Raw genomic sequence first — 13,185 nt, 5'->3', positions numbered from 1 at the left:
TCCTTGTCTCATCTTTGATAGCGCTCGTTTATATTTCAGCACCAGTTAAAATCATAAATTTTATCTTATTTATTTGGGTGGTGTCACTTCTTTGGGCAATGGAACAATGTAAAGAAACTAATTCTTTATAGAGTTCTTCAGTTTTTTCTGTATACATCCAGTTGCATAACTCGTCCAATACGGGGAGCCATCTATTTTGTTCTATTTTTAACACTTTTCCTAAGTCGAAGTGGTTTTAAACAGCCACAAAATAGCCACAATGACACTGCAAAAATCACCAACAAAAATATGCCCCTCATAACTTGTTGATATTTAAAGACTAACAACCAATTAATTTAAATAATCCAGACATACACTTGACTGTGGCTCAAGTTGTCGCGGGTTCAAATCCCGTCGCTCGCCCTGCCTCACCTAATTCAAGGTAAATATCTTTGTTTTTAATATTCAAATTTTTCCATTTGACAATGTTTTTGTTCTGGGGTATAAATAATAATGAGAATCATTATCGTTAAGGAAATATAGATGCTAAGACAAAATTGCTCAAGACAGTTGTGGTGGCATGGACGATTTAGAGGTTGTGGGTATAGACTAACTATACCTCGTGAAGTACTGTTAGATGTTTTGGCTAAGACAGATAAACACCTGAGTGCTGAGGAGATCTATTTTGCTGTAAATAGATGCTATCCTAATATAGGTCTGGCTACCATCTATCGCAATTTAGAATTGCTTATCCAGATGGGGCTTGTATCTAAGTTAAATATTGGTGATAGCAGAGCAAGGTATGAATTGACTCAGGGTCCTAAAAGTATGCATCACCATCATTTGGTCTGTACCGCTTGCGGTAAGATTATTGATTATAGAGACTATATTGATGAAGAGGTTGAATTACTTAAGCGCGTTGAAAAGGGCCTCTCTAAGAAGTATGGTTTTAAAATAAGCAGCCATTTTATGAGGTTTTTCGGTTTATGCGATAAATGTCAAAAAAACAAAGAAACAGAAGGAGGTGATTAATATGCCAGGCGGAGATGGAGCAGGTCCAGCAGGAATGGGTCCAATGACAGGTCGCGGAGCAGGTTATTGTGCTGGTTACTCTACCCCAGGTTATATGAATCCGGTATCAGGTGGAGGTTTTGGTTACGGTTTTGGACGTGGATTAGGTAGAGGCCGTGGTTTTGGACGCGGGATGGGTAGAGGTTTTGGTTTTAGGGCTTCCGCTTATCCTTATTATCCAGTTGCTTATCCTTATACTTCTGACTTGAGCCCTCAGCAAGAAGCAGGTATGCTTAAAGAGCAGCTTAAAGCTATGCAGGATGAGGTTAATATAGTTAATGAGCGGATAAAAGAACTGGAATCCAGTGCAGGATCTAAAGAGAAGTAAATAAGAAGAGATAAGTGGGAGTAGAGCTATCTTTACTCCCGCCTATTTCGTAATTTTTAGGAGGTATAATTTTGAAAATAGCAATATCAACAGATGGCAATTCGGTATCTGCTCATTTTGGCAGATGCCCTTCTTTTACTATTCTTGAGGTAGAAGATAAAGAAGCGGTGAATAGAAAGACCATTAATAATCCCGGTCATCATCCAGGATACTTGCCTCAGTTTTTGCATAATGAAGGGGTCAATGTTATTATTGCCGGCGGTATGGGAATGAATGCTTTAAATCTATTCAATCAGGTAAAAATAGATGTAATAGTTGGAATTAGCGGTAGTATAGATGATGTAATCAATAAAATTGTCGCCGGTGAACTTGAAGGTGGTGAGAGTCTCTGCAATCCGGGAGCAGGAAGAGGATATGGAGTGGAGAAGACCGAGTGTGAACATGAAGATGAGGAAATTGATCGGCCTAAAGCTTAATATTAGTATAGAATAATTTAAAATGGAGGTATGAAAAGATGAAAGTATGCGTTACTGCGCAAGGAGATAATTTAGATTCTTTGATTGATCCAAGGTTTGGAAGATGTGCCTATTTTATAATCGTAGATACAGATACATTAGAGTTTGAAGCAATTGAGAATGGCAGCATCTCTGCTGCCGGCGGAGCAGGGATACAATCCGGGCAGTTAGTAGCATCTAAAGAGGTGAGTGCTGTTATTACAGGCAATGTCGGTCCTAATGCATTTAGAACATTAGAAGCAGCAAATGTTGATGTTATTACCGGAGCTTCGGGTTCTGTTAAAGAAGCAGTAGAAAGATATAAAGCGGGTGAATTTAAATCAACTCAGGGACCTAGCGTAGACTCTAAGTCTGGAATGAGTTAGAGATAATTTAAAGGAGGTTTAAAATGCCTAGAGGCGATGGAACAGGCCCTTTCGGGGCTGGATCAGGAACTGGTAGAGGTATGGGTAGAGCTGGAGGTCGAGGCAGAATGGGTGGCAATAAGGCAGGCTCAGGGCCTGCAGGAGAGTGCATCTGCCCAAGTTGTAATACAAAGATAGCCCATAGCGTAGGAGTTCCTTGCTATTCTATGAGTTGTCCCAAATGCGGCGCTAAGATGGTCAGAGTTTAAATCAGCGTTAATATTCTAAAATTAAAATAAATTTAAGGAAGAGAGAATTGGTTATTTCAATTGCCAGCGGAAAGGGCGGAACAGGTAAGACTACTATAGCTACAAACCTGGCTTTTTCTCTTTCCAATACACAGCTCCTAGATTGTGATGTTGAGGAGCCAAACTCACATATTTTTATAAAACCTGAGATTAAAGATAGAGAGATTATCTCTATTCCTGTACCTGAGATAGATGAAGAGAAGTGTAATAGCTGTGGGAAGTGTCAAGAAGTCTGTGTCTATAATGCTATAGCCATAGTTAATAAAAAAGTACTTGTCTTCCCTGAGCTATGCCATGGTTGCGGTTCTTGCAGCTATTTTTGTCCAGAGAAAGCTATAAAAGAGATTGATAAAAATATAGGCGTTGTTGAATTGGGAAGCAAGGAGAGACTAGAATTTATTCACGGTAAGCTTAATATATCAGAAATGATGGCTCCTCCGTTAATTAAAGCTGTCAAGAGATATATTAACAAAGAAAAGACTGTTATTATAGATGCTCCTCCGGGAACATCATGTCCTGTGATTACAGCTATAAAAGATACGGATTTTGTTGTCCTTGTTACTGAGCCTACTCCATTTGGTCTAAATGATCTAATTCTAGCGGTAGAGGTTGTAAGAAAGATAGAGCTGCCTTTTGGAGTAATTATTAATAGATCTGATTTAGGAAATAGAAAAACAGAAGAGTATTGCTTTAGTGAAAATATTCCAATCCTTATGAGGATACCTTTTAAAAAAGAGATTGCCTCTGCTTATTCAGAGGGTAAGTTGATAGTAGAGGTGTTTCCTGAATATAAGAGTGAGTTTCAGAGGTTATTTGAAAGCATTAAAAGATATTTAAAAATAAGTAAATCTTAAGGAGGTTTTTGTGGAGAAGAAGACAGATATTTTGGTTATTGGCGGTGGTCCGGCAGGAATAGTTAGTGCTGTAACTGCTAAGAAGTATTATCCAGAGAAAAATGTTTTAGTTATGAAAGATGTTAAAAATGGGGTTATTCCTTGCGGCATACCATATATGTTTGAGAGCTTAAAAAACCCCGAAGAGAATAAGCTCGGAAATGCATCTTTAGAAAAAAATAATGTAGATATTGTAATAGATAAAGCTATTAGTATTGATAAAGAGAAAAAATCTGTAAAAACAGTCAATGGTGATAAATATTTTTACGAGAAGCTAATCTTAGCCGTTGGCTCTGTTCCTATTGATCTTCCGATTAAAGGTATAGATAAGAAAAGAGTCTATCCAATATATAAAGAGATGGGTTATTTAAAGAGTGTGGTCGAAGAAATTAAGAAGTGTAAAAAAATATTGGTTATCGGAGGCGGTTTTATAGGGGTTGAGTTTGCTGATGAGTTGTCCAAAATAGAAGGCCTCTCTGTTGCATTAGTCGAAACGTTGCCGCGCTTATTGGCTAACTCTTTTGATCCAGAGTTTTCTCTTATGGCCGAAGAACGTTTAAAAGAGAAAAGTGTGGAGGTTTTAACGTCTACTCAGGTTGAGGAGATAGTTGGCGATGAGAGGGTTGAGAGAGTACGTTTCTGTGGTGGAGAAGAGAGACCTGTAGATGCAGTCATATTGGGAGTTGGATCAAAACCGAATATAGATTTAGCAATCGATGCGGGTTTAGAGGTAGGACATTGTAGAGGTATTCTAGCTGATGAATATGGACGGGTACCATCAGATCCTGATATATTTGCTATTGGGGACTGTTCTTGTAAGAAGGATTTTTATACCAGAAAAGCTATTCCTGTTATGCTGGCTTCCACTGCTACTGCTGAAGCAAGGATTGCAGGAGCAAATCTCTATCAGATAAAGGTTGTTCGTGAGAATAAAGGTACAATTGCTATCTACTCTACTTATATTGGAGGCCTGGTTCTTGGTTCAGCTGGACTTACTGAGAATACAGCTCTTAAAGAAGGGTTTGAGATAATAGTTGGAACTGCGGATGGAGTGGATAAACATCCCGGTACTTTGCCAGGTGCTTGCCAAGGCAAGGTCAAGCTAGTCTTCTCTAAGCAGTCAGGGATTATCTTAGGCGGCCAGATAAGCTGCGGCATGTCCTGTGCTCAGGCAATTAACATTATCGGAATTGCTATCCAGAAGAGAATGTCAGCAACAGAACTTGAGACTTTGCAGGTAGCGACTCATCCGTATCTTACAAGTGCGCCGACAATGTATCCTATAATACTTGCAGCTCAGAATGCATGCAGTGAGATGAAAGTATAGCGTTAAATATTAAGCGAGGATTGGTATGAAACAGATTGTTGTAATAAGCGGGAAAGGCGGAACCGGTAAGACCGTAATCACGGGGGCCTTTGCGGCTTTAGCTAAAAATAAAGTTATGGCAGATTGTGATGTTGACGCAGCGGATTTACATCTGTTGCTGGCTCCAGAGATAAAAGAGAAGCATGAGTTTAAGAGTGGGGTCACAGCGTCTATCGATAAGGAGAAGTGTACCCAGTGTGGAAAGTGTATAGAATTATGCCGCTTTGAAGCTATAGACGAAGAGTTTATTGTTGACTCGGTTGCTTGTGAAGGGTGCGCATTCTGTGGTTTTGCATGTCCTGCAGGAGCTATTCAGATGAGAGAGAATACTTCAGGCGAATGGTTCATATCAGAGACGCGTTTTGGGCAATTAGTCCATGCAAAGCTTGGCATAGCTGAGGAGAACTCGGGTAAGTTAGTTAGCCTTGTAAGACAAAAAGCAAAAGAGATTGCTGAAAATGAAAATCATGATTGGATTATCATCGATGGATCTCCCGGCATAGGATGTCCTGTAATCGCATCTATCTCCGGTGTTGACTGTGCCTTGATCATAACGGAACCGACACTATCTGGTTTACATGATGCTGATAGGGTTATAAGGGTGGCCAGGCATTTCAGCGTACCAGTTAGACTGATAATAAACAAATACGATTTAAACCTTGATGTTACTGAGAAGATAGAAAAATATTGCCGGAATAATAATGTTGGATTTATCGGGAAGATAGCTTTTGACAGAACTGTTGTAGAAGCAATGGTAGAAGGTAAAACAATTGCGGAATATTCTAACGGAGAGACGAAAGAAAAAATTAGTGAGATTTGGGATAGATTGCAGAAAGAAGTAGAATAATAATCTGTCGAAGGAAAAAGAAAGGAGAGGGAATGAGTAATATTAACCTGCGCTTTTCCAGTAAATTCAGCAGCCATTGGATCAAGGTGAAATTTTACAACCAAAAGCCGGATTTAAAGGAGGTTAAAAGACTAAATGGTGTCAGATTTTGTGAGGCTACCAAAAAAGCTATACTGCATCCTGTTCTTTTAGATAAAGAAAGTATCTCTTGCCCTGGTGCTCAATATGCTTTTGGATGGACGTCTGACTGTAAAGATGAGCTTTTGCAAGGCTGTTATAGTAAAGGGCGGATACAAAAAAGAATATTTTAAAATCAATGCTTTCACAAGCGCCTTATTTTAAAAAGCCGTTTAAGTATATAGGGCTTAATGCCGAAGATGCACCGGACATTGTTATCTCGTATATGGCACCGGGGAAAATTATGAGTTTAATAAGAATGTATCATAATCACCAAGGCGAGAATTTAGATATCTCTTTATCCAGTATGATGTCTATATGCGGCAGTATTGCAGTAAGAACATATTTGGAAGAAAAGATTACCCTCTCTTTTGGCTGTGACGATTCGCGTAAATATGCTGATATGGGAAGAGAGTATTTGGCAATAGGTATCCCAAGAAAGTTATTTGATATATTTGTAGATTAAGGAGTTATTAGTGCAGAAAACAGATCAAAGAGGAAGAATTGAGCAAGAGAAGCGCCTTAAGGAAAGGCTCTCCAGTATAAAACATAAAATCATTGTTTTAAGCGGTAAAGGCGGAGTAGGTAAAACTACCATAGCAGTTAATTTAGCTTACGGTTTAGCTTTAAAGGATTATAAAGTTGGCATTTTGGATGTGGATATTCATGGTCCGAATATTGCTAAGATGCTGGGAATAGAAGAAAAAAAACTTACCGGGTCTGAATTAGGTATGGAGCCTATTAAGGTTTTACCTGGTTTAAAAGCAGTAAGTTTGGCGTTATTGTTAGACAATAAAGATCAGCCGATAATCTGGCGCGGGCCGCTTAAGATGGTTACTATAAAACAGTTTTTAAGCGATGTAAATTGGGGTGAATTAGATTATTTAATAATTGATTCTCCTCCCGGCACAGGCGATGAGCCTTTAAGTGTTTGTCAGCTTATTCCCGATATAGATGGTGCCATTATTGTTACAACACCGCAGGATGTAGCTATTTTGGATTCCAGGAAAAGCGTTTTATTTACTAAAGAATTAAAAGTGCCTGTTGTAGGAATAATTGAAAATATGAGCGGGTTTAGATGTCCTTATTGCAGGGAAGAGATAGATTTGTTTGGTATAGGCGGCGGTGAAAAAGCTGCTTTTGATTTAAGTGTTCCTTTTTTGGGAAGAGTTTCTGTTGAACCGGAAATAGTAAAATTTGGAGATTCCGGGAAGCCATTTATCCATTTTAAAAAGGAAACAGAAACAGCAAAAATTATGGATGAAATAATAGACAAAGTTATTCTCTATATGAAGAGCAATGAGCCGTAAAGAAAATTGCAAATGGTTTGATGTTTGTCCTCTGAAGAGATTTTATGAGCAGGGTAAATTGGATAGAAAATGGATTGAGAATTATTGCTGGGGAGATTATTTAAAATGTGTAAGATATAAAATGGAAAATGAGGGTTTATATCATTCTGATAACATGATGCCGGACGGCACGATTGATAAAAATTTAAAATAAGAGATGAAAACCTATTTAGACTGTATTCCCTGTTTTTTTAAACAAGCTCTTGAAGCTGCAAGAATGGCTGGTGCAGATAAAAAGATGCAGAAGAGAATATTAAATAAAGTTGCCGCTATTCTACCGGAGTTCTCTTTAACTTCCTCGCCGCCGGAAATGGGCAGAAATATCTATGGGTTGGCTAGGGAGATAACTAAAAAAGATGACCCTTATTTAAAGATAAAAGAGAAAAGCAATAAACTTGCTTTGAGTATTTATAATAAATTGAAGAAGAAAGTAGAGCATTCACACGATAGGTTATTAATGGCAGTTGAGTTGGCTATTGCCGGGAATATAATTGATTACGGAGTAAAGAATTCTTTAAACGTCAATGTGGAATTAGCAAGGATTCTGGATGAAGAAAATAAAACCATTAAAGAAGAGAATAAAGAGATATTTGATTATCTAAGATTTAAGAGTGTTTTAAAAGGGGCAAAAACTATTCTTTATTTGGCTGATAATGCTGGAGAAACAGTTTTTGACCGCATTCTTATTGAGGAGATTAAAAGAATTGATAAAGGCAAAAGGATTATCTATGCTGTTAAAGAAAAGCCGGTTATTAACGATGCTTTGATTAAAGATGCTTATATGTGTGGAATTAATAAAATAGCAGAAGTTGTTTCTTCAGGTTCGGATGCTCCTGGGACAATTCTTTCGTTATGTTCAAAAGAGTTCTTATTAATGTATAAAAAAGCAGATATGGTTATTAGCAAGGGGCAGGGAAATTTTGAAGCGTTATCTGATGCCAGGCGTGAGATATTTTTTCTATTTATGGCTAAATGTCCGGTAATTGCTCTGGATGTTGGATGCAGGGTAGGAGATGTTATTCTGTTTTCTCATCAGGGTAAAGGAAAAGGGCAATTGACATAATTCATTAAAAAATAAAGAGGTGATTTGTATGCCGACATATGAATATTTATGTGAAAACTGCGGTTATAAGTTTGAAAAGTTTCAACAGATGAGTGATAACCCAATTAAAAAATGCCCTAAATGTAGTAAGAGTATTAAACGCTTAATTGGCAAGGGGATGGGGATAATTTTTAAAGGCTCGGGTTTTTACGCAACTGATTACAGGAATAATTCCTCTGGTAATAAAACTTGCTGCGGCAGGGATGAGCGGTGCGATAAACCGCCTTGTTCGAGATGAAGAGGGTATGTAAAAGATAATGGAAGCTCTGTTTAAATTTTGTCCTTTATGCAACTATTCTTTGCGCAGAGTTCAAATAGACGGCCGAAAAAGATTGATTTGTCAGGAATGCGGTTGGATAAATTATAAAAATCCGCTGCCTGTCACAGCCTGTGTAGCAGTGAATAGAGAAGGCAAGGTACTTATAGCTAAGAGAAATCTTGAACCTGGTATGAATAAATGGGCGTTACCGGGAGGTTTTATTGAATTGAATGAAACTCCCCAAGATGCTTGTTTACGAGAATTGAAAGAAGAGACAGGAATAAAGGGAAAAATAACTGGATTGATAGGGGTCTATGTTCAGAAAACAAAAGAATATGGGAATTTGATTGTTCTTGGTTATAAGGTCAGAACTTTCAATGAAAGTATTATTATAAGTAATGAAGTAAAAGAAGCAAAATTCATTAATTGGGAGAATTTACCGCAGATTCCTTTTTTGACTCACAGGAAGATGATAGCAGAAGTTTTTGAAAATAGATGATTAATTTAAATAGTTTAAATGAAATTTTAGAAACGGTAGGAACTTGTGAAAAATGCGGACTCTATAAATTTAGAGATAAAGTTGTATTTGCAGAAGGGGAAAAGAATGCTAAAGTTATGCTAATCGGTTTATCTCCCGGAGAGAGAGAAAATTCAACAGGGAAATTGTTTATTGGACCAGCAGGTGATTTTTTAAATGAGCTTTTGCAATCAGCTAAATTAAACAGAGGTGCTTTTTATATAACTAATATTATAAAATGCCATGCTTCTACTTATGCAATAGGGCAGAAGGAAGTAGATGCCTGTGTTATCTATCTTGATAAGCAGATAGAAATAATAAAACCAGAAGTGATCATTCCTTTAGATTCTATAGCAGCACAATATATTTTAAAGAAGTATGATTTGCCTAATAAAAGGATTTCAGAGATTCATGGGCAGCTTCTCCGTGTTTCTATTGGAGATTTATTTGATACAGGCAGAAATATAAAAATAATTCCAATGTTTCACCCTGCTGCGGCGTTAAGAACACCCGGGTTATTAGAATTAGTGAAGAAAGACTGGCAAAATTTGAATTTTAAAGAAAAATAAACTAGAGATAAAAATGAATGTTAAACCTCTTTTAATTAAAAAAATAAACAAAAGTGATAGCCATGTATTTTAAAGTAAGCAGATACGCAAAGCTGTATTACTTCAGATAGAGAAGTTAAAAAATGAAAACCGAGATATTTTTTAATAACAATGTAATAAATAAGAAGTTTTCAGCAGGATGGGGATTCTCTTGTTTAGTTAACAGCTGCATTCTGTTCGATACCGGAGAAAGCGGGAAGTATTTGTTTAATAATATTAAAATCATGAGGGCTGATATTTCACGTGTAGAAGCAGTTGTTATTTCCCATGATCACTGGGATCATACCGGAGGGTTATGGGAATTGCTTAAAAAAAGAAAAGAACTTAAAGTTTATGCCTGTCCTGGTTTTAGCAGAGAATTTAAGGAAAAAGTTAAAAAGCTGCAGGGAAAACTTGTAGAGGCAGATAAATTTACCAAAATTGAAAAAAATATTTTTATTACCGGAGAAATCTCTGGTTCATATGACGGTCAATATATGCCAGAGCAAGCGCTTATTGTAAAAACAGAAAACGGTATTTCTGTGATAACAGGATGTGCTCATCCCGGAGTTGTGAAAATGGTAGAAAAGGTTAAAGAAGAATTTCCTAAGGAGCAGCTTTACTTTGTTTTCGGTGGATTTCATCTAATGGATAAGGATAAAAGGGCCGTAGAAGTTGTAGTGGAAAGATTTAAGGAGATGAACGTTAAAAAAGTCGGCCCTACTCATTGCAGTGGTAGGAAAGCAGAGAATATTTTTGAAGATAGATATGGCAGTGGTTTTGTTTCGATAAAAGCAGGGCAGGTATTTGAAATTTAATTAATTTGTGCGGTTGTAAATAGGATAATAAGCTATTTTTATGAATTTGGTTCTTGCAGGAAGTTTAGCAAGCCTTATAGCGGGTTTAGCCACCGGAGCAGGGGCTTTGTTGATTTTTTTTGTGCGTAAAGTCTCTGATAAATTTCTTGATACTTCACTTGGATTTGCGGCTGGCGTGATGCTGGCAGCAACTTCTTTTAGTTTGATTATTCCTGCCATTGAAATCGGAGAAATATCAGGGAAGATTAAAGGTATGTAAAGTAGATGTAGATCAGGCTTTCACTGCAGCATCAAATTATAAAATAATGAGCATACCGGCACTGGCGGTTTTTAAGAATGGTGAAGTCGTAGATAGAGTTGCAGGAGTGCTCCCTAAGGCGGGATTGGAAGTATTAATTAAAACGCATATTTAATATTTATACAGTTAAACCTGTATTGTGAAAAAAGGAGAACAGAAAAGATGCCTATTTATACTTATCTTTGTAAAGAGTGCGGTGAAAAATTTGATTTATTGGTAGGAGTAATCTCTAAAAAAGTAGAACTTAAATGTAAAAAATGCAGCAGTAAAAAAATTGAGAAGATATTTAGTGCATTCAGCGTGGGTAGTTATAGCAGCAAATCAGATTCTTTTGGCGGGAGTTGCCCCACGGGAACCTGCAATCTTTAGAACAATTTGAAGATTTAAAGAAAGGAGCTATATGGGAAACATAAAACAGAGGAGTAAAAAATTTATTTATAGGACAACTGTATCCTGGATTAAAGAAAAGAGAGGGCTTCTTTACTCATCGAGTAAACCAACATTTGAAATTGCTACACCTCCAGAGTTCAAGGGACATGAGGGCATGTGGACGCCGGAGGATTTATTTGTTGCTTCAGTTAATTCCTGTATTATGACTACTTTTTTATATTATGCTGAAAAAGAAAGGCTAGAGTTTCTAAATTATGAGAGCGAGGCAGAGGGTATTTTAGAAAAATTAGGAAACCAATTTATGTTTTCTGAAATTAACATTAGACCAAAGATTGTGGTTGTTTCGAGTAATCAAATCAAAGAGGCAGAAGAACTTCTATATTATGCTGAGAAGAACTGTTTGATATCTAATTCTATAAAATCCAAAATTAAAGTTATCCCTGATATAATAGAGTTTAAAGGAGAAAGCTAAAATGCCAATTATGGAAATTAGCATTGTGCCTTTGGGTACAAAAACCACATCGGTTAGCAAATATGTAGCAGAAGCAATAAAAGTACTGAAAAAACAAAAGGGAGTAAAGTATCGACTTACTTCCATGGGTACAATAATAAAAACAAGCTCACTTGCGCAGCTATTAGAAATTGCAGGCAAGATGCATAATGCAGTATTAAGTAATAATATAAAGAGAGTAGTGACGACAATCAAGATAGATGAGAGAAAAGATAAAAAATTAACGCTGGAAGGTAAAGTAAAATCGGTACAGAAGAAATTAAAGATTTAAAATGGCAAACTTTAAACAGATTAATCAGGCGAGAAGGATATTGGGTTTAGGTGAAATAGTGACTTTAGAAGAAATCAAAAGTAAATACAGAGAATTAGCTTTAAAGTATCATCCTGACAGATGCAAAGGCAAGAAGAAGAAAGAGTGTGAGGAGATATTTAAAAAGATAACTCATGCCAATGATATTTTGATGAGCTATTGTTCGGGTTACAAATATTCTTTAAAAGAAAAAGACGTAAAGACGAATACCGTAAATAAGGAATTCTATGAGCATCTAAAGAGATTTTATGACGGCTGGTGGGGAAATTTGGATTTGTAATGAGTGTTTTTGACCGTTATTATAAAAAGTATGATAATTGGTATGATAAAAATAAATCTGCTTATTTATCAGAATTAAAAGCTGTTAGAAAAGTTTTACCTAAAAGTGGTAAGGGTTTAGAAATTGGTGTGGGTACAGGGCAGTTTGCTCATGCCTTAGGTGTTACAATCGGGATTGACCCCTCAAGAAATATGCTTAAGATTGCCGAAGAGAGAGGAGTAGATGTAAGGTTAGGATATGGAGAGTATTTACCGTTTGAAGATAGCCATTTTGATTATGTGACCATCATTATTTCTCTATGTTTTGTTAAAGATCCAAAAAGAGTTTTAGAAGAAGTTAAAAGAGTTTTAAAAGATAATGGTAAGATTATTATTGGTATTCTTGATAAGAATAGTTTTTTAGGCAAATTTTATCAGAAGAAGAAAAGTCTATTTTATAAAAAGGCAAGCTTCTTTAGCACAAAAGATGTAACTGATTTACTTGATATCGTAGGGTTTAATAAGTTTGATTGCTATCAAACAATATTTGATTTGCCAGATAAGATAAGATCGATAGAAGAACCACAAAAAGGATTTAACAGAGGCGGTTTTGTAGTGGTATCAGCAGAAAAAATATAGAGATGTATTAACGGTTGTCTTTTTTGCGGTATATTTAGGATATATCCAGCCGTAGCTTTCAAGAATCAGTGATAAAATATGTCTTTGAATTATTGCTGCTCAGTTTAGTAATTTAATAGAAAAAGCCCGTCAAAGTTTCTCGACGGGCTTTCTAAACAACCGGTTATATTTTTACTACATTGATAGCGCGCTGACCTTTTGCACCGTCTTCAATTTCAAACTCAACAGGCTGCCCTTCATCAAGTGAAGCATAGCCTGAGCCCTGGATTGCACTATGATGTACGAATACATCTTTGCCTTCTTCGGGAGTAATAAATCC

General features: G+C 36.6%; 24 protein-coding genes and 1 pseudogene. 24 read left to right on the top strand and 1 reads right to left on the bottom strand.

The features are described from left to right. The first annotated feature begins 522 nt into the window (after nucleotides 1-522). From P9L98_05990 to P9L98_05875, 24 genes and pseudogenes are all read left to right on the top strand, one after another. Complete coding sequence (locus tag P9L98_05990) at nucleotides 523-1,011, top strand: Fur family transcriptional regulator (protein ID MDP8216845.1); 489 nt, start codon at nucleotides 523-525, stop codon at nucleotides 1,009-1,011. Nucleotide 1,012: 1 nt separating this feature from the next. Next, nucleotides 1,013-1,378, top strand: a complete 366-nt coding sequence (locus tag P9L98_05985) for a DUF5320 domain-containing protein (GenBank protein MDP8216844.1) — start codon at nucleotides 1,013-1,015, stop codon at nucleotides 1,376-1,378. A gap of 71 nt (nucleotides 1,379-1,449) precedes the next feature. Continuing rightward, complete coding sequence (locus P9L98_05980) at nucleotides 1,450-1,854, top strand: NifB/NifX family molybdenum-iron cluster-binding protein (GenBank protein MDP8216843.1); 405 nt, start codon at nucleotides 1,450-1,452, stop codon at nucleotides 1,852-1,854. 38 nt (nucleotides 1,855-1,892) lie between these two features. Continuing rightward, complete coding sequence (locus P9L98_05975; GenBank protein MDP8216842.1) at nucleotides 1,893-2,258, top strand: NifB/NifX family molybdenum-iron cluster-binding protein; 366 nt, start codon at nucleotides 1,893-1,895, stop codon at nucleotides 2,256-2,258. A gap of 23 nt (nucleotides 2,259-2,281) precedes the next feature. Then, nucleotides 2,282-2,506 carry a DUF5320 domain-containing protein gene (locus P9L98_05970; GenBank protein ID MDP8216841.1) on the top strand — a complete coding sequence of 75 codons (225 nt, stop codon included), beginning with the start codon at nucleotides 2,282-2,284 and terminating at the stop codon, nucleotides 2,504-2,506. Between the two features lie 47 nt (nucleotides 2,507-2,553). Next, nucleotides 2,554-3,399, top strand: coding sequence for an ATP-binding protein (locus tag P9L98_05965; GenBank protein MDP8216840.1), 846 nt, complete (start codon nucleotides 2,554-2,556; stop codon nucleotides 3,397-3,399). Between the two features lie 10 nt (nucleotides 3,400-3,409). Next, entirely contained in the window at nucleotides 3,410-4,765 is a 1,356-nt protein-coding gene (locus P9L98_05960; GenBank protein MDP8216839.1) for an FAD-dependent oxidoreductase, read from the top strand. Nucleotides 4,766-4,790: 25 nt separating this feature from the next. Continuing rightward, nucleotides 4,791-5,651, top strand: a complete 861-nt coding sequence (locus P9L98_05955) for an ATP-binding protein (protein ID MDP8216838.1) — start codon at nucleotides 4,791-4,793, stop codon at nucleotides 5,649-5,651. 32 nt (nucleotides 5,652-5,683) lie between these two features. Next, entirely contained in the window at nucleotides 5,684-5,962 is a 279-nt protein-coding gene (locus tag P9L98_05950; GenBank protein MDP8216837.1) for a DUF169 domain-containing protein, read from the top strand. Between the two features lie 5 nt (nucleotides 5,963-5,967). Then, nucleotides 5,968-6,294: a DUF169 domain-containing protein gene (locus P9L98_05945; protein ID MDP8216836.1), complete on the top strand. Its 327-nt coding sequence runs from the start codon at nucleotides 5,968-5,970 to the stop codon at nucleotides 6,292-6,294. A 10-nt stretch (nucleotides 6,295-6,304) separates the two neighbouring features. Further along, nucleotides 6,305-7,138, top strand: coding sequence for an Mrp/NBP35 family ATP-binding protein (locus tag P9L98_05940; protein ID MDP8216835.1), 834 nt, complete (start codon nucleotides 6,305-6,307; stop codon nucleotides 7,136-7,138). Continuing rightward, entirely contained in the window at nucleotides 7,128-7,331 is a 204-nt protein-coding gene (locus tag P9L98_05935) for a uracil-DNA glycosylase (protein ID MDP8216834.1), read from the top strand. The genes P9L98_05940 and P9L98_05935 overlap by 11 nt, the downstream gene beginning before the upstream one ends. Nucleotides 7,332-7,334: 3 nt before the next feature. Then, nucleotides 7,335-8,240: an ARMT1-like domain-containing protein gene (locus P9L98_05930; protein MDP8216833.1), complete on the top strand. Its 906-nt coding sequence runs from the start codon at nucleotides 7,335-7,337 to the stop codon at nucleotides 8,238-8,240. A 28-nt stretch (nucleotides 8,241-8,268) separates the two neighbouring features. Then, nucleotides 8,269-8,517: a zinc ribbon domain-containing protein gene (locus tag P9L98_05925; GenBank protein MDP8216832.1), complete on the top strand. Its 249-nt coding sequence runs from the start codon at nucleotides 8,269-8,271 to the stop codon at nucleotides 8,515-8,517. Between the two features lie 19 nt (nucleotides 8,518-8,536). Then, entirely contained in the window at nucleotides 8,537-9,037 is a 501-nt protein-coding gene (locus P9L98_05920; GenBank protein ID MDP8216831.1) for an NUDIX hydrolase, read from the top strand. Further along, a complete protein-coding gene (locus P9L98_05915) occupies nucleotides 9,034-9,624 on the top strand; it encodes a uracil-DNA glycosylase (GenBank protein MDP8216830.1) in 591 nt (196 codons plus the stop codon). Before P9L98_05920 ends, P9L98_05915 begins: the two co-directional genes overlap by 4 nt. Nucleotides 9,625-9,746: 122 nt before the next feature. Further along, on the top strand, nucleotides 9,747-10,460 hold the full coding sequence (locus P9L98_05910; GenBank protein ID MDP8216829.1) for an MBL fold metallo-hydrolase: 714 nt from the start codon (nucleotides 9,747-9,749) through the stop codon (nucleotides 10,458-10,460). Nucleotides 10,461-10,500: 40 nt separating this feature from the next. Beyond that, nucleotides 10,501-10,689: pseudogene (locus P9L98_05905) on the top strand (ZIP family metal transporter). Further along, on the top strand, nucleotides 10,679-10,873 hold the full coding sequence (locus tag P9L98_05900) for a thioredoxin domain-containing protein (protein ID MDP8216828.1): 195 nt from the start codon (nucleotides 10,679-10,681) through the stop codon (nucleotides 10,871-10,873). Before P9L98_05905 ends, P9L98_05900 begins: the two are co-directional and overlap by 11 nt. Before the next feature lie 47 nt (nucleotides 10,874-10,920). Then, the gene (locus P9L98_05895; GenBank protein MDP8216827.1) at nucleotides 10,921-11,127 is read left to right on the top strand and encodes a zinc ribbon domain-containing protein; all 207 of its coding nucleotides are present in this window, start codon (nucleotides 10,921-10,923) and stop codon (nucleotides 11,125-11,127) included. Between the two features lie 31 nt (nucleotides 11,128-11,158). Further along, nucleotides 11,159-11,620: an OsmC family protein gene (locus tag P9L98_05890; protein MDP8216826.1), complete on the top strand. Its 462-nt coding sequence runs from the start codon at nucleotides 11,159-11,161 to the stop codon at nucleotides 11,618-11,620. Nucleotide 11,621: 1 nt separating this feature from the next. After that, nucleotides 11,622-11,930 (top strand): MTH1187 family thiamine-binding protein, encoded by a 309-nt coding sequence (locus P9L98_05885; protein MDP8216825.1) that lies wholly within the window; start codon nucleotides 11,622-11,624, stop codon nucleotides 11,928-11,930. Between the two features lies 1 nt (nucleotide 11,931). Continuing rightward, complete coding sequence (locus tag P9L98_05880; protein ID MDP8216824.1) at nucleotides 11,932-12,249, top strand: J domain-containing protein; 318 nt, start codon at nucleotides 11,932-11,934, stop codon at nucleotides 12,247-12,249. Beyond that, nucleotides 12,249-12,866 (top strand): methyltransferase domain-containing protein, encoded by a 618-nt coding sequence (locus P9L98_05875; GenBank protein ID MDP8216823.1) that lies wholly within the window; start codon nucleotides 12,249-12,251, stop codon nucleotides 12,864-12,866. Before P9L98_05880 ends, P9L98_05875 begins: the two co-directional genes overlap by 1 nt. A 163-nt stretch (nucleotides 12,867-13,029) precedes the next feature. On the opposite strand, the gene P9L98_05870 is transcribed toward P9L98_05875, so the two are convergent. Further along, nucleotides 13,030-13,185 (bottom strand): cold shock domain-containing protein (locus P9L98_05870; GenBank protein ID MDP8216822.1); only part of this gene is annotated, 156 nt, incomplete at its 5' end.

The organism is Candidatus Kaelpia imicola, from assembly GCA_030765505.1.
Taxonomy (GTDB): Bacteria; Omnitrophota; Gorgyraeia; order Kaelpiales; family Kaelpiaceae; genus Kaelpia; species Kaelpia imicola.
The sequence above is the reverse complement of the archived record's forward strand: the minus strand, read 5'-3'. Positions and strand labels throughout refer to the sequence as shown.